General features: G+C 61.1%; 13 protein-coding genes. 11 read left to right on the top strand and 2 right to left on the bottom strand.

The window, feature by feature from the left end; all coding sequences use genetic code 11:
- Window positions 1–80: 80 nt before the first annotated feature.
- Entirely contained in the window at window positions 81–677 is a 597-nt protein-coding gene (wrbA, locus tag JOZ06_RS10985) for an NAD(P)H:quinone oxidoreductase (protein WP_293232313.1), read from the bottom strand.
- A 113-nt stretch (window positions 678–790) separates the two neighbouring features.
- Here wrbA and JOZ06_RS10980 point away from each other — a divergent pair, with 113 nt between their 5' ends.
- Complete coding sequence (locus tag JOZ06_RS10980; RefSeq protein WP_293232312.1) at window positions 791–2,011, top strand: YihY family inner membrane protein; 1,221 nt, start codon at window positions 791–793, stop codon at window positions 2,009–2,011.
- On the opposite strand, the gene JOZ06_RS10975 is transcribed toward JOZ06_RS10980, so the two are convergent.
- A complete protein-coding gene (locus JOZ06_RS10975; RefSeq protein WP_293232310.1) occupies window positions 2,008–3,492 on the bottom strand; it encodes a diguanylate cyclase in 1,485 nt (494 codons plus the stop codon). The genes JOZ06_RS10980 and JOZ06_RS10975 overlap by 4 nt on opposite strands.
- Window positions 3,493–3,639: 147 nt before the next feature.
- Between JOZ06_RS10975 and cysG the strand changes: the two genes are divergently transcribed.
- The 10 genes from cysG (at window position 3,640) to asnB (ending at window position 16,264) form a co-directional block, all read left to right on the top strand.
- Window positions 3,640–5,070, top strand: coding sequence for a siroheme synthase CysG (gene cysG / locus JOZ06_RS10970; protein ID WP_293232308.1), 1,431 nt, complete (start codon window positions 3,640–3,642; stop codon window positions 5,068–5,070).
- Between the two features lie 45 nt (window positions 5,071–5,115).
- Window positions 5,116–5,517 (top strand): PTS fructose transporter subunit IIA, encoded by a 402-nt coding sequence (locus tag JOZ06_RS10965; protein ID WP_293232306.1) that lies wholly within the window; start codon window positions 5,116–5,118, stop codon window positions 5,515–5,517.
- Window positions 5,510–5,779, top strand: a complete 270-nt coding sequence (locus JOZ06_RS10960) for an HPr family phosphocarrier protein (RefSeq protein WP_293232304.1) — start codon at window positions 5,510–5,512, stop codon at window positions 5,777–5,779. Before JOZ06_RS10965 ends, JOZ06_RS10960 begins: the two co-directional genes overlap by 8 nt.
- A 32-nt stretch (window positions 5,780–5,811) precedes the next feature.
- Complete coding sequence (gene ptsP, locus JOZ06_RS10955) at window positions 5,812–7,551, top strand: phosphoenolpyruvate--protein phosphotransferase (RefSeq protein WP_293232302.1); 1,740 nt, start codon at window positions 5,812–5,814, stop codon at window positions 7,549–7,551.
- A gap of 7 nt (window positions 7,552–7,558) precedes the next feature.
- Window positions 7,559–8,767, top strand: a complete 1,209-nt coding sequence (locus tag JOZ06_RS10950; RefSeq protein WP_293232300.1) for a glycosyltransferase family 4 protein — start codon at window positions 7,559–7,561, stop codon at window positions 8,765–8,767.
- Between the two features lie 17 nt (window positions 8,768–8,784).
- Window positions 8,785–10,581, top strand: a complete 1,797-nt coding sequence (msbA, locus tag JOZ06_RS10945) for a lipid A export permease/ATP-binding protein MsbA (protein WP_293232298.1) — start codon at window positions 8,785–8,787, stop codon at window positions 10,579–10,581.
- A gap of 43 nt (window positions 10,582–10,624) precedes the next feature.
- Complete coding sequence (locus JOZ06_RS10940; RefSeq protein ID WP_293232296.1) at window positions 10,625–11,728, top strand: glycosyltransferase family 9 protein; 1,104 nt, start codon at window positions 10,625–10,627, stop codon at window positions 11,726–11,728.
- 18 nt (window positions 11,729–11,746) lie between these two features.
- A complete protein-coding gene (locus tag JOZ06_RS10935; RefSeq protein ID WP_293232294.1) occupies window positions 11,747–13,072 on the top strand; it encodes an O-antigen ligase family protein in 1,326 nt (441 codons plus the stop codon).
- Between the two features lie 12 nt (window positions 13,073–13,084).
- Window positions 13,085–14,173: a glycosyltransferase family 4 protein gene (locus tag JOZ06_RS10930; RefSeq protein WP_293232292.1), complete on the top strand. Its 1,089-nt coding sequence runs from the start codon at window positions 13,085–13,087 to the stop codon at window positions 14,171–14,173.
- Between the two features lie 234 nt (window positions 14,174–14,407).
- Window positions 14,408–16,264 carry an asparagine synthase (glutamine-hydrolyzing) gene (gene asnB, locus JOZ06_RS10925; protein WP_293232290.1) on the top strand — a complete coding sequence of 619 codons (1,857 nt, stop codon included), beginning with the start codon at window positions 14,408–14,410 and terminating at the stop codon, window positions 16,262–16,264.
- The last annotated feature ends 1 nt before the right edge of the window (window position 16,265 follow it).

The raw sequence follows: 16,265 nt of genomic DNA, 5'->3' as shown, positions 1-16,265 counted from the left end.
CAAATAATCCCACCTGCACCATGCGGCTGGTGCCAGGCGGGTTGCCATGATGCCTGTTCAATACTGAAAGTACGAAAGTGTTACCTGTCGGCGAGTTTCAGTGCAATGCCCGCCAATCGTTTTCCTTGCGCCAAAGCAAGGATCTTTTCTTCTTCTGTCAATGTCGCGTCGTTTTTTATGCCCGCTACATGGCTTGCGCCATAGGGGGTTCCCCCGCGCAGGGTTTGATTCAGTTCGGCATGCGTGTAGGGCAAACCAACCCACAGCATGCCGTGGTGCATCAACGGTAAAACCATCGACAGCAGCGTGCTTTCCTGCCCGCCATGCATGGAGGCCGAACTGGTGAACACGCATGCCGGCTTTCCGGCCAGTGCGCCGCGCAACCATTCGCCGCTGGTGCCATCGAGAAAATACTTTAATGAGGCGGCCATGTTGCCAAAGCGTGTCGGACTGCCCAATGCAAGACCGATACAGGCCTCCAGGTCCGCCCGTTCCACGTAGGGCGCGCCGCTATCGGGTATATCCGGCGCCACCGCCTCGCAGACCGTGGAGACTTTGGGAACGGTGCGCAGGCGCGCCCGACAACCCTCCACGCTTTCCACGCCGCGTGCGATCTGCTGCGCCAAAGCCCGCGTGGCGCCATACTGGCTGTAATACAAAACCAGAATATCCTGCATGGGTTTTTAAATCATGTAAACGCGAATTTTCTATTATCCCACCACTATGCGCTCTCGCACAGATTCACGGAGACGACTTGTTGCCGGCGTCGATAATATCGTAAGGTGCGCGCATGAAGACCATTTCCGCCAACGCCTCGCATTGGATCAGTTTCGGCCGCTTTCTGTTGCGCCGCATGGCTGAGAACCGCCTGCTGCAGGTGGCCGGCAGCCTCACCTTCACGACCATGCTGGCCCTGGTGCCGCTGCTTACGATCGCGCTGATCGTGATTTCCGCGCTGCCGATGTTCGCCGATTACAGCACGCGCTTTAAAGTCATGCTGCTGACGACGCTGGTGCCGGAGTTCGCCGGCAAGATCATGACGGTGTACATGCGCCAGTTCGCCGACAATGCCGAGAAGCTGACGGCGGTGGGCATTTTAATGTTGGCGGCCACCTCGCTGATGCTGATGGCCACGATCGAACGGACGTTCAACGCCATCTGGGGTGTGGCGCGGGCGCGCCACTGGCTGCAGCAGACGCTGATTTACTGGGGCATGCTGACACTCGGGCCGATGGTGCTGGGTGGCGGCCTCCTGGCATGGCACAACCTGTTCCGCGCCTCGCATCTGAAACACACTGCGCCGGTTTTGGCGGATCTGATTCAATCGGTCGGCGCCATTGGCCTGACCACCATGGCGCTGTCGCTGCTCTTCCGTCTGGTGCCGCACCGCTTCGTGCCGCCACGGCATGCTTATGCCGGTGCGCTTTTGACGGCGCTGTTGCTGGAAGTGGCCAAACTCTGCTTCGGTGTCTACATCGAAAGCGTCGCCTCGTACAAACTGGTGTACGGCGCTTTCGCCAGCATTCCCATCGCGCTGCTATGGGTCTATTGCATGTGGCTGGTCGTGCTGTTCGGCGCGGTGTTCACTTGCGCGCTGTCTTATTGGGAGGGTGCGGCCTGGCGGCGCAGGCTTAACCCGCGCCGTCGTTTACTGGATGCGTTGCAATTGTTGTTGGCATTGCAGCACGCGCATGATCAGGGCTTAGCGTTGGGACCCGCCGAGTTGCGCCGGCAGGTGCCGATCGGTTATGACGAGCTGGGCTGGATTTTGGATCAATTGGCCGTGCGTGGCTGGGTACAGCAGGGCGGGGAGGGTCGCTGGGTGTTGATGAAATCGCTCTCGGCGGTGACGTTGGCGGATCTCGTGCGCTTGTTCGTCTATCCGGAGGGCCGGCGGCGGCGGGACGACGATTTGGCGCAATTGTTCGACAGCCAGATGGACCCTCTGCTGGGGCAGCTCAACGAGACGACTCTGGCGCAATTTGCCGAACGCCTCGACGATAGGCCCTAAGCTAGCCCCAACGGCAATTCGCCTTGATGCACCGGCTTATCGTCGAACTCAGGCGCGCAAACGCGATTGCGGCCCTGTGATTTGGCCTGATATAGCAGCCGGTCGGCATGGCCCAACATGACGTCAAGGCTTTCGTTCGACTGCATGATGGCGACGCCGATGCTGACCTGGAAGCGGATGGTGTGTCCTTCATGCGTCAGCTCGGCCTGAGCCACCTGTTGGCGCAACCGTTCCGCCACTTGCCGCGCTTCCTCTAACTCCGTATCCGGCAGCAGGGCCGCGAACTCTTCGCCGCCCAAGCGTCCAACCACGTCGGAACCACGCAGACAATGGCGACATAGATGACTGAACAGCGTCAGCACGCGGTCGCCTACCGCATGGCCATAGCGATCGTTGATGGCCTTGAAGTGATCCAAGTCCATCATCATGACCGCCGATGGCCGTTGATAACGTCTGGCTTGGTTCAAATGGCGCTCGGCCGACTCGATGAAATGACGGCGATTGAAGAGATGGGTGAGGCCGTCTTGGGTGGCCAACTGGTAGAGCTGTGACTCGTGCAAATTGCGCTGCAGCGTGATGGCGGCGATGTGTGAACAGCGATAGACCAACCGCAGTTCTGAAGGTGAGGGGCTGCGCGGCATGTCGTAATAGATGGCCAGCGTGCCGAGCAACTGGTGGTCCGATGTGAAAATCGGCGTCGACCAGCAGGCGCGCAGCCCGGCATCTGCGGCGTGCTGGCCCAGCGAGTCCCACAACGCGCTTTGCGTCAGGTCGTTGACGATGATGCTGCGTTTCCAGAAGGCGGCGGTACCGCAAGCGGCGACCTCCGGGCCGATAGGCAATTGGGCCAGTTGCTCCGCATAGGAGACCGGCAGCGAGGGCCCGGCCGCGAGCGACAGCGTTTGCCCGCTGCGGTCCAGCGTCATGATGGCGCTCATGCAGTTGGGCAACTGCGATTCGATCATCTGGCAAATGCTGTGCAGAATCTGGTTGACCGGACGGCTGTCGGCGATCATTTCCAGTACGGCGTTTTCTTCCGTCAAGAGTCGGCGGGCCAGGCTGGCCTCGGTCATCTCGCGCGCGATGCACAGGATGGACCCGAATTGCCGGGCATTATCCCGCTCCGGAAACAAGCGGGTTTCGAACACATAGCGTTGGCCGTTCAACTGGAGCGTCAATTCGACCTGCTGCTCGCATTGCAGCGTGCGAACCTTTTCCATCGCTTGTTGCAGCGGCAGCGCCAGCGGAGTCGGCAAGCCGCCATCCTCCGGGGTTTTGCCGAGCAGCCGGTTACGCTGGACGCGATGGTAGCGCATGATGCTGCGATTGATATAAAGACAGCGTAACTGCAGATCGAAGCGGGCGATGATGTCGGAGGAATTTTCGATAATGGCGCGGAAGCCTGCCTCGTCCGCAAAGGCATTGCGGGCGGGAAAATGCTGAGCGTCAGCCTGGTGGTTGACGTTGCGCTGTCGATTCACGCCAGGCTCCGGCAAAAAATGGCTATCGGGATATCATGACACTTTACGAAATGCGCATGTATTACTCTCCGCAGAAAAAAAGATCGTGCGTCGTATTTGTGCAACATTTAAAGTAACGCCATTATTTTGTCGCTCCGTCTTGGCTCCATGGACTATTTTCCGATTTTTTTGAAGCTCAGCACGCGGCCCTGCCTACTGGTCGGCGGCGGCGAGATCGCTTTGCGCAAAGCGCGGCTGCTATTGCAGGCCGGCGCCACGTTGACCGTGCTGGCGCCGACATTGGGAGCCGGTCTGGCGGCGTTGGCGGAGCAAGGCGCGTTGCGTCACGTCGCCGAGCGTTTTGCCCCGCATCATCTGGTTGGCATGCGCTTGGCGGTCGCAGCGACGGGGCTTGCGGATGTCGACCAGCAAGTGGCGGATGCCGCCGAGGCCGCCGGCATTTGGGTCAATGTGGTCGACGATCCTCAGGCGTCTAGCTATATCACCCCATCGATCGTCGACCGTTCACCGTTGGTGATCGCCTTGTCGACTGGCGGCGGCGCGCCGGTGTTGGCGCGTATGCTGCGCGAGCGCTTGGAAAGTCTGATCCCCGCCGGTTGGGGGCGCGTGGCGGATTTCGCGCGGGTCATGCGCGAGCGGGTGGCCGCGCGGATCGCCAATAGCGATGCGCGGCGCGCGTTTTGGGAGTCCGTGTTGGCCGGGCCCATCGTCCAGGATCTGGTGGCCGGTAATCTGGACCGTGCCGAGGCCCTATTGTCGGATCGGCTGGCCGCCTCCGACGGGATTCCTCGCGGCGCTGTCTATTTGGTGGGCGCCGGGCCGGGAAATCCCGATTTGCTGACTTTCCGCGCACTGCATTTGATGCAGCAAGCCGACGTGGTGCTCTACGACAAATTGGTCGCGCCGGCGCTGCTCGATTGGGTACGGCGCGATGCCGAGCGCATTTTCGTCGGCAAGACGCGGGCTAATCATACGTTGCGCCAGGAGGAGATCAACCAATTGATGGTGCGCCTGGCCTCGGAGGGCAAACGGGTGCTGCGGCTCAAGGGGGGCGATCCGTTTATCTTCGGCCGCGGCGGCGAAGAGATCGAAACCTTGGCGCAACACGGCATTCCCTTCGAAGTGGTGCCTGGCATCACCGCCGCCAGCGGCGCCGCCGCCTATGCTGGCATTCCCTTGACGCACCGCGATTATGCGCAATCGGTGACGTTCGTCACCGGGCACCGCCAGGATGGCAGTATCAATCTGGATTGGCCGATGCTGTGCCGTCCTGGGCAGACGGTGGTGGTGTATATGGGGGTGGCCACGACGCCCGCGCTGTGCGAAGCCTTTATCCGTCACGGGCGGTCGGCGGACTGCCCTGTGGCGATGGTGGAGCGGGCGACCCTAATCGACCAGCGGGTACTGGTGTCGACGCTGGCTGATTTGCCTGGGCGGATCGCCGAATTGGAAATTCGCTCGCCTTCCTTGATGATTGTTGGAGAAGTGGTGCAATTGGCGGCAAAACTGGGGTGGTTCGCCCCCCGTGGGGCCGGTGAGCCTGCTACAATCGGCGAAAGTGTCCAAAAACCCGGCTGAGCGCGGTTTGGCGGGCTAAGCGTATTTATCGGTTATTAACATACTATGGTTGGTATTTTACTGGTCACTCATGGCAATCTCGGCGAAGTGCTGGCCGAAGACGCTTATCACATCCTAGGTCGAGCCTGGGACAATCTGAAGGCGCTGTCCATCGACAAGTCGGAAGACCCCGACGTCAAGCTGGCCGCCGCCCAGGCGTTGGTGCGCGAGCTGGACGAAGGGGCCGGCGTGTTGGTGCTATCGGATATGTTGGGCGGCACGCCGTCGAATATCGCCAGCCGGTTGATCCTCGCAGGCAAAGTCGAGGCTGTCGCCGGCGTCAATCTACCGATGCTGGTCCGAGCCTTGAGTTACAGCCAGCAGCCGCTCGACGTGGTCGTGAGCAAAGCGGTGACCGGTGGCTTGGAAGGTGTGGTTTACATTATCCCGGGGGAGGGGAATGGTTAAATCCGAGGTTGAAATCATCAATAAACTCGGCCTGCACGCGCGCGCGTCCAGCAAGTTCACTCAGCTGGCGAGCCGTTTTCAGAGCGAAATTTTCATTTCTCGCAACAACCGGCGCGTGAACGGTAAAAGCATCATGGGGGTGATGATGCTAGCGGCGGCCAAGGGCAGCCTGGTAGAACTCGAAGTGAGCGGCAGCGACGAGGAGACCGCGCTCGCGGCTCTGGTAGCGCTGATCAACAACCGGTTCGACGAGTCGGAATAACAACAGCAGGGTTTCACGGGAGGGGTGGGTTAATGAGCATCATCCTGCACGGTGTGGCGATTGGCGGCGGCGTGGCGATAGGCCGGGCCCACCTGATATCACGCAGCATGGACGATGTTGCCCATTATTCTCTGGAAGAGGACGAACTTCCCGCGGAAATCGCCCGTTTCGACGAAGCGATCCGCACGACCCGCAAAGAGCTGGAAATGCTCTGGGGCACGATCCCGGAGAACGCGCCGGCCGAACTGGGTGCGTTCCTTTCTCTGCATATCATGCTGTTGGGGGATGTCACCATCTCGCGTGAGCCGCGCGAAATCATCGTGGCCCAGAAATGCAATGCGGAGTGGGCGCTCAAGCTGCAAAGCGATATGTTGATCGCGCAATTCGAGGCGATTGAAGAGGATTACCTGCGCGAGCGCAAACACGACGTGCTGCAGGTGATCGAACGCATTTTCAAGAACCTCGACGGCCACGACGCCGAATTGCCGGACGCGGATGATTTGGTCGAGGACGCCATTTTGGTGGCGCACGACCTGTCCCCGGCCGATATGGTCTATTTCAAGGAATCCGAGTTCGCCGCGTTCATCACCGATGTCGGCGGCGCCACCTCCCATACCGCTATCCTCGGCCGCAGCCTGGATCTACCGTCGGTCATCGCCTTGCATCATTCCCGTGAGCTGATCCGTGAAGACGAGTTGGTCATCGTCGACGGCCAGCAGGGGGTGGTCATCATCAACCCGGACGATATCGTGCTGGCGCAATATCGGCGGCGTTTGCGCGCTTGGCGCGACGCCCGGCGCAAGCTGTCGTCGATCCGCAAGGCCACCGCTCAGACCGAGGACGGCACGCCGATCGATATTCTGGCCAATATCGAAGGCCCGCAGGATATCGAGGATGTCAGAAGCTGCGGCGCTGCCGGCGTGGGATTGTTCCGTAGCGAGTTTTTGTTTCTCGGCCGCGATAGCCTGCCGTCGGAAGACGAGCAGTACGAAGCTTACCGGTCGGTGTTGGAGCAGATGAAAGATTTGCCGGTGACCATCCGCACCATGGATCTGGGGGCCGACAAGAGCCCGCGCTGGCTTAACCATGGCGTGGCGGAAAACCCGGCGCTGGGACTGACGGGCATTCGTCTATGCCTGGCCGAGCCGTTGATGTTCCGCGTGCAGTTGCGCGCCTTGCTGCGCGCGTCCGTGCACGGCAAGCTGCGCGTGATGTTTCCGATGCTCAACTCCCTGCAGGAGTTGCGCCAGGCGTTGGCGCTGGTCGACTATGCGCGCGAAGAATTGCGCGATGAAGGTCAACCTTATTCCGATGCGGTCGAATTCGGCGCCATGATCGAAATTCCTTCCGCCGCGCTGGTGGTCGGCAGCTTCCTCAAGCATATCGACTTTTTGTCGGTCGGCACCAATGACCTGATTCAGTACACGCTGGCGATCGACCGCAACGACGATGCCGTCAGCCATCTGTACGATCCGGTGCACCCGGCGGTTCTGCAACTGATCCTGCATACCATCAAGGTGGGGACGCGCGGCGGCGTGCCGGTGTCGGTGTGTGGCGAGATGGCGGGGGATCCCCGCTTGACGCGGCTGTTGCTCGGCATGGGGCTGCGCAAGTTCTCGATGCACCCGGCCAACGTGCTGGCGGTCAAACAGCAGGTGCTCAATACTCATCTCGATCGCATCGCGTCGATAACGAGCCGCATGCTTCGCACTGAAGACCCTGATAGAATTGCCGATCTTCTACAGCAGCTGAATGCCGACACCGTCGGTTGAACGTCAATTGTCCGATCATACTGAATTGCATGCCTTTCCCGCTCCCGAGGCAAAGGGAGAACGGATTCGCCTGGCTATCGTGCGCCAGCGCTACAATCCCGCCGGCGGCGCCGAGCGCTTCGTCAGCCGTGCGCTGGATGTGTTGCGCGACGCCGGCAGCCTCGATGTGTCGCTTTTGGCGCGCCGGTGGGAGCCGATTGAAGGCATCCGTGCCGTTACCGTGGCGCCGTTCTATTTCGGCAATGTCTGGCGCGACTGGGGATTCGCCCGCGCGGCGCGGCGCGTTTGGCTCGCGGAAGGCTTCGATTTGGTGCAGTCGCACGAGCGCATTCCCGGCTGCGACGTCTATCGGGCCGGCGATGGCGTGCACGCGCGCTGGCTGGCGTTGCGGCGACAGACAATGGGCTTCTGGCGCCGGCTGTCGTTGTGGCTGAATCCTTATCACCATTATGTCTGCCGTGCCGAGCGGCGGATGTTCCTTGACCCGCGCCTGAAACTGGTGATTTGCATCTCGCAAATGATCAAGCGGGAGATCCAGCAGACGTTCGGTCTGCCGGATGAACGATTGGCCGTGATTTATAACGGCGTCGATACCGAGGCCTTTCACCCGTCGTTGCGGGAGCGGCACCGTGCCGCGATGCGCGCGGCATGGGATATTCCGGACGACGCGCCGTTATTGCTGTTTGTCGGTTCCGGCTTTGAGCGCAAGGGCGTGGCGCGCGCGCTGAAAGCGATCGAGGCGCACGCCCAAATCTATCTGGTGGTTGTCGGCGCGGACAAGCATTTGGCCCGCTACCAGCGGTTGGCCGAATCGCTCGGGTTGGCCCGGCGCGTGCGTTTTTGCGGTCCTCAGCAGGACGTGAAGCCGTTTTACGGCATGGCCGACGGCTTTTTGCTACCGACCTTGTACGAGCCGTTCGGCAACGTCTGCATTGAGGCGCTGGCCTGTGGTCTGCCGGTATTGACCAGCACCACCTGCGGCGCGGCGGAGTTGATCACTCCTGGCGAAAACGGCTGGGTGGCCGATGCGCTATCGCCGCCGGCGTGGTCGGAGGCCGTGGGCGCTTGGCTCGCGGCGCGCGCGCGCTGGGACGCGCTGTCCCTGTCGGCACGGCGAACCGCCGAGCCGATGCGGTTGTCGGTCATGGCCGACACGTTGCTGGCCAATTACCACCGCCTGCTGCAGTCGCTGCCCCAACGTGGGCCGCACGCATGACGATGAAACGAGATGGCATGAGTCAAACCCCTTCCACCAATACCCTGGTTCTATATCGGCGCTTGTTGACCTACTTGCGCCACTATTGGAAAGTCTTTTCGCTTTCGTTGATCTTCATGGCCGTGTCCGCCGCGACCGAGCCGGCCTTTGTGCACTTGATGAAGCCGTTGATCGACGAGGGCTTCATTTCCAAAAACCCGGACGCGTTGCGTTCGATTCCGCCGATGATTGTGCTGTTGTTCCTGCTGCGCGGCATCTGCAGCTATGGCAACGAGTACTCCACCAGCTGGCTGACCGGCCACTTGGTGCAGCGCATGCGCCAAGAGGTGTTCGACAAGCTCTTGGCCATGCCGGTCTCCTATTACGACAACAATCAATCCGGCCGGCTGGTGTCGCGCGTGACTTACGACGTCACGCAAATTACCGACGCCGGCTTCAATGTGTTGACGGTCAGCGTCAAGGACGGCTGCACCGTGCTCGGCCTACTGGGCATGCTGCTTTATTACGATTGGCGCATGACGCTGGTGAGCTTCGTGGTGTTCCCGGCGGTAGGGATTTGCATCAGCTTGATCAGCAAGCGGCTGCGCAAGCTGACGCGTCTCAATCAACATCAAATGGGGCAGTTGACCCAGGTGCTGGGCGAAAGTGTGGACTGCCAGCGCGTGGTGAAGGTTTATGGCGGTCAGGCGTATGAATCGGCGCGCTTCTCGAACGCGGCACAGGACATTCGCCGCAACGCGGTCAAGCAAAGCGCGGCTTCGGCGCTCAATACCAGCACCACGCAATGGATCATTTCGGTGGCGCTTGCCGGCATCGTGCATTTCGCGCTGCTGCGGGGCCAGCACAATCAGCTGTCCGCCGGTACCTTCGTGGCGCTGATCACCGGTATGTCGGCGATGTTCGCGCCGATCAAGCGTATTACCAATATCGCCCAATCGTTGCAGCGCGGTCTGGCCGCGGCGGAGAGCGTGTTTCAATTTCTGGATGAACCGGCCGAGCCGGATGGCGGCACGCGCACACTCGATCAGGTGCGTGGCGAGCTGGCGTTCGAACAGGTCAGCTTCCGCTATATGAACACGGACAGAGAAGCGATCCAACATTTCGACCTGCGTATTCGCGCGGGCGAGACCGTGGCGCTCGTCGGTTCGTCCGGCAGCGGCAAGACCACGCTGGTCAGCTTGCTGCCACGGTTCTATGTCCCGACCGCGGGGCGCATCACGCTCGATGGCGTCGATTTGAACGATCTGAAGTTGGCCAATCTACGTCAGCATCTGGCCATGGTGAGCCAGGATGTGGTGCTGTTCAACGATACGGTGGCGGCCAACATTGCATACGGCAGCTTTGGCGCGGCGACGCGCGAGCAGGTTGTCGAAGCGGCGCGCCAGGCCAATGCGCTGGAGTTCATCGAGGCATTGCCGGGCGGCTTCGATTGCCTGATCGGCGAGAACGGCACGCTCTTGTCGGGTGGACAGCGCCAGCGTCTGGCCATTGCGCGCGCGTTGCTGAAAAACGCGCCGATTCTGATTCTTGATGAGGCCACTTCCGCGCTCGACAACCAGTCGGAGCGTTTGGTGCAAAGCGCGCTGGAGCGGCTGATGCGCGATCGCACCACGATCGTCATTGCCCACCGCCTATCGACGATCGAGAACGCGGACCGGATCGTGGTGATGCACCAAGGGTGCATCATGGAAGTGGGTACACATGCTGAATTAATTAAAAATGATGGCTTGTACGCAAAACTGCATAAAATGCAATTCCACGAGCCCGGCGCCGCAGCGGCAAACACCGCCGCCGCCGAAGGGGACGATGCCTAGCTCGCTCGGCATCGACGCACAGTTCTCAACGTAAAAAACCGTCATGGCGCAAACAAAGACCAAACTGGCCATCGCCAATGGCCTGATCCGGATGTATCGCCTGCTGACAGGGCGTCCGCAAACCCTGTTGCCCGCTGATCCGGCACCTAAAACGATCGTCGTTTTTTCCACCACGGCGTTGGGCGACTTGATGTTCAATACGCCAGCGATCCGCCAGTTGCGCCTGCGTTTCCCACAGGCGCGGCTGATTTTGGTCGTGCACCAGAAATATGTCGATCTGGTACAGCGTTACGACGATGTCGACCAGGTGCTGTGCTGGGACGGCCGCTTTGTGCGCATGCGCGGCTTCCTGCGCGATCTACGGCCGATGAAGCCGGATTTGGCCGTGATTTTGCACTCGCGCGTGCCGTTCGACATCTTGTGCGCCGTGCTGGCGGGATGCCGTTGGATCGTGCGGGATGATATTCCTCAGCCCGATGGGCCGCCGATGCGCCAGTGGCTGGCGGCAGCGTCCGACAACGCTTTTCGCGGCCATGTCATACAACGCAAGCTGACGTTGCTCAAAGCGCTCGGCTGTGATGATAGCCAAGTGGCCATGCGCGTCCCTTGCGCTATCGATCCACAGCATTTCCGCGTGGCGGGCGTCGAGCGCATCGGTTTTCAGCTCGGCGCGTCCAAACCGGAGCGAAGTTGGCCGGTGTCCCACTTCGTTGCCTTGGCCGAAGCGCTTCTGCAGGTCCGGCCGGCATGTCAGATCGTATTGACGGGTATGGCAAGCGAGCTGGCGCTGGCAGAGCAGTTTTTTGCCTTGCTGCCGACACATTGGCATTCCCGGGTGATTTCAATGGTAGGGCAAACGTCGGTGCAGCAGGCATTCGAGCTGGTGGCCAGCTTGAATTTGCTGGTGACCGGCGATACCGGCCCGCTGCATTTGGCGATTGCGCAGCAGGTGCCAACGGTGAGTTTATTTGTGACGGCCGACCCGGCGGAAACCGGACCGTACCAAGACCCTGCGCTTCATACGGTGATTCGGCGCCCGCTGCCGGCCAACGCTTCCGCGGCGCTGCGGGCGGAACCGATGGCGAATGTGCCGGTGGAGACGGTGCTGTCGGCGGTATTACAAGCTTTGTCGGCTGATAAAGTATGACTTTTCAAGGATGATCGGATGTCGTTGACGGATGTACTGGGAGGCCGCTGGGACGAGCGGCTTGGCGTCGTGCTTTCGGTGGTGTTTTTGGTGATGGCCAACATTCCGGGCACGATCGCGCTGCGTTATGCGTTGATGCTGGCCTTGCTGTTGATTGTGGTCGTCAGCCGTCGCGATAGCCTGCCGCTGTTGTGGCGGGAATCGCGCTGGCCATCGCTGTTGTTGGCGGTTTTTATCGGCTATGCCGCGGTGCATTGCTGGTTGCTGGCCTACTGGCCGGATTACGCATGGAGTGAGTGGAAAGCGCAATTGATGACGGGTGGGCTGTGGTTCGTCATTGGCTGGGGCGTGTTCCGCCGGCGTGGCGGGCTGTCGATCCTTGATCGGGTCATCGTTGGCGGGACGCTGCTTGCATTGACTGAGCTGGTGCTCGAGGCATGGCAGTGGCACTTGACCGGTGCTTGGCCCTTCATGGTGACCTTCTCCACGGCTACGCACCTCGAATTCACCTTCATCATGAATCTGGTGCTGGCGTTCGTTTTTGTTGCCCTGTTCTTCTCCCGTTCGCGGCACTTGCCGCACAGCCGCTTGCCGGCGTGGTTGCTCGCGCTTATTGCCGTGCTGATCGTGTTCGTCAGTGTGCGTGCCGGCGCGCGCAACGGCATGATCGGTCTCATTTACCTGTCGCTGTCCCTGACCTTCGTCTATTTGCTGTTTGAGCGCAAACGGCTCGGCGTGAAGCGGATAGTCGCCGTGGCTTTGTTGGTGCCGCTAGCATTGGGCGGACTGGGTGCCTATGCGGTGAAAAAGGACACGCGCAACCAAGTGCTGATCGGATCGCTGGAAGCCGGCTGGAACTACCAGAACTCGACCGCTTGGTTCGATTATGGCACTTTGCCGATGTTGGCCGATGGCCGCCAGGCGGATGATTCCGCCTATAAACGCTTAGCTTGGTTTCATCGTGGGTTAAATCTGATGGCGGAGCGCCCTATAGGCTTTGGTTATGGACGTGGCGCATTTGGCAGGGCTCTGCAGCATGAGGGCTACGTGATCCGTATCCTATCGCACAGCCACAGCGGTTTCATCGATCTGGGTGTGGGATTGGGTGTGCCGGCGATTTTGCTTTGGTTTGCGTTTTGCTGGGCATTGATCGTGATTGGCTATCGAGCCTTTGCCTTGCGGGACGAACTGCTGGGTTTGATCCTGGTGCTGGTGAGCTGCGGGTTCATTGGCCGGATGATGATCGAAAGCATTCAGCGCGATCATATGCTGTATCTGTTCCTATTCATTTCCGCCGGGCTATTGGCGGAAATCGCAGCCGGGCGTGACGTTCGGCCCGCATGACGAGAGGCGAAAATGGCCAGGCATGTGGTGTTTACCGAATCCTCCCCCAACGTCGGTGGGCAGGAACTGCAGTTGATGCAGCAGATGCGCCTATTGGGCGAGGCGGGCGTCGATTGCACGTTGGCGTGCCGGCCGGGGGGGCGGGTCGAGGCGTTGGCGAAACGCCAGGGACTGGAAACTTTCCCCGTGGCGTTCCGCAACAGCCTGCACCCACCGTCGATTATGCGCTTGCGCGGCCTGTTGGCTCGCACGCGCGCACGTCTGCTGATCTGCCATAGCGGCCACGACAGCAACAACGCGGCCGTCGCCGCGCGCTTGGTGGCGCAGCGCCCGTTCATTCTGCGTTCGCGCACCTACTTGACCGGTAGTCAGAAGGCGTTCAGTTACAACCGGCTGTTCGACGCCACGATGGTGCCGAGCCAGTTCATCAAGGACGAGCTGCTGCGCGACCCGGCGGTGCAGGCGGCGCGGATCCACGTCGTCTATCCCGGCATCGATTTTGACCTCATCGACGCGCAGGCCGAGGCGGCCATGCCCGAATCGGTGGCTGCTTGGCTTGCGGCAGCGGACGGCCCGGTCCTGCTGCACGCGGCCATGTTGCGGGGAGAGAAGGGCCACCAGACCCTGTTGAGCGCGCTGGCTCAGCTCAGAACGAAATATCCCACGCTGCGTTATTTGATGGCGGGCGAGGGCATTGCGCGCCCGGAGATCGAGGCGACAATACGTGCGCTTGGCTTGGCGTCGAGTGTGCTCATGGCCGGCAATGTTATGCCGGTTCATGGTTTGTACCGTCATGCGACACTGGTGGTGATGCCGTCTCTGTTCGAGCCATTGGGCATGTCGCAAATCGAGGCGCTGGCGCTGGCGGTGCCGGTCGTGGCCAGTCGTACCGGCGGCATTCCGGAAACGGTCACGGATGGAGAAACGGGCGTATTGGTTGAGCCTGGTGATGTGAATGCTTGGGTGCGCGCGCTCGATCAGGCGCTGAGCGATCCCTCTCGCATGCAACGCATGGCACAGGCAGGGAGCGAAGATGTTCGCCGCCGGTTCTCGGTCGCGCGGAACACTGCGCAACTCCTGGCTTTCTTACCCAACGCCTAACCGGCGGCCGTGAGAGTAGCTAGTACGACAGCAGTGTCTGTGGCGCACTGCCTTCGGCGAGTGCGCCCTACGCGAGCGCACATCCGGGGTCGTAGGGCGCAATCACCGCGCAATGCGCGGCATTGCGCCAACGCCGCCACGAAGCGAGACCAGGCGTTACCGCGGTAGTACTGGGGCGCCCGTCTCGGTTAACCCCCCGCCCGGCTTGCCTGGGCATTGAGAGAGTCATCGATTATGTGTGGAATTGCCGGTTTCTTCTCCGACGTCCCCGTTGCGCCGGCCGGGGCGGACGCCATGCTGGCCGAGCTATCCCGCCGCGGTCCGGATGCCGCTAGCCGGTTGCTGCTCGACAACGCGTTCAACGAAGTGCCTGCCGGACCGGCCTGTCACGCGCTGTTGCATGCGCGCCTGTCAATCATCGATCCGCGCCCGATCGCCAATCAGCCGATGGCGAGCAGCGATCGCCAAGTCTGGATCTGCTACAACGGCGAGGTCTATGACTGGGAGGCGGACAAGGTGGCGTTGGAGGCGAACGGCGCGGTTTTTCGAACGCATTCCGATACCGAATTTATCCTCAACGCCTACCTGGCTTGGGGCCTGGATGAGCTGCTGGCGCGCCTGCGCGGCATGTTCGCCTTTGCCATTCTCGATTTGCGCCATGGACAGGTGCATCTGGCGCGGGATCGCATGGGCGAGAAGCCGCTGGTGTATACGCACATCGACGGCCAGTTCGCTTTCGGCTCCTTGGTGCGCGCCGTGCTGCCGTTTTTGCCGGCCGACCGGCGGACGTTCTCGGCGGAAGCCATCGATGCCTATTTGGCGCATCGCTACATCCCTTCTCCCCGTACGATCTTCACCGACATTCAGCGCCTGGAAAACGGCCATTGCCTGACCTACGACCTGAAAACGCGCGCGCTTAGCAAGCGGCGCTATTGGCAGCCCGAGGTGGAAGCGGGTGATTGGCTGCCCGAGCTCGATCAGGCGGTCGCCATGCGCACCGTGGCGGATCGGCCGTTGGGCGTGCTGCTGTCGGGCGGGATTGATTCGACCGTGATCGCCAGCCGTTTGGCTACGCAATCGCTGACGCGCTTTACCACCTTTACCGCCGCGTTTCCCGGATCCGGGCTGGATGAATCGCGCGATGCGGCCGATACGGCGCACCGGCTGGGGCTGGAGAACGTTGCTGTGCCGATGCCTGCGGATCTGGCCGCCGATTTTGCGCGCATCGTGGCCGATCTGGATCAGCCGTTTGCTGACCCGTCGAGCTTTCCGACCTGGTATTTGGCGCGAGAAGTCACCAAGCATGTGAAAGTGGTACTGGTCGGTGACGGCGGCGATGAGCTGCTGGCGGGCTATAAACGGATGAACAAACACTTGCGCACCCGTTGGCGGCGGCATTGTCGTTTGCCGTTACCGATCGTGTCACAGTTGGCGTCCAAGGGCGCGGGAAAACTCGCCACAGAGCTTGCCATGGATTGGCGCGAGGCCTATTCGCTGCGGTTTTCCGGGCTGACGCCTGGCCAACGCCGCTTTTTGCAGGGGGGGCGTCCACTGGCTCGCCTGTGCTACTGGCGCGCGCCGGACCCGATGCCACGTTCCAGCGTTGGCGAGAATGATGCATTACAGGCGCTATTGGCGATCGATTTCGCCAATTATCTGCCCGATTACATTCTGCAGAAGTCCGATTTGTGCACCATGGCGCATGGGTTGGAAGGGCGCCCACCGCTATTGGATCATCGCTTGTATCAGAAGCTGCTGTCGGTGGCGGCAAGCGAACGTTATACCCGCCCGGCCAAATTGATTTTCCGGCGCGCGATGCATCCGGCCGTGCCGGCGGATTTCTTTCAGCGCAAGAAGCGCGGCTTCAATCCGCCGCTCGACGGCTGGCTAAAAACGAGCTTGGCCACACGCTTTACCGGACTGGGGCAGCGTTTGTCGCTGAATACGGATGGCTTGCTCGATGCCGCTGCGGTGGATGCCTTTGCGTCGTCCTACCAGCAGGGCGCATCGGCGCTGGCCGAGCAAGCGCTGCAATTACTGATTTTGGACGAAAGCCTGCATCAGCTACGCGCGTTATGCACCCGCGTCTAAG

It is taken from the genome of Paludibacterium sp. (genome assembly GCF_019232825.1).
Lineage (GTDB): Bacteria > Pseudomonadota > Gammaproteobacteria > Burkholderiales > Chromobacteriaceae > Paludibacterium.
Note: the sequence above shows the minus strand (reverse complement) of the source record. Positions and strands in the feature narration are given on the sequence as shown.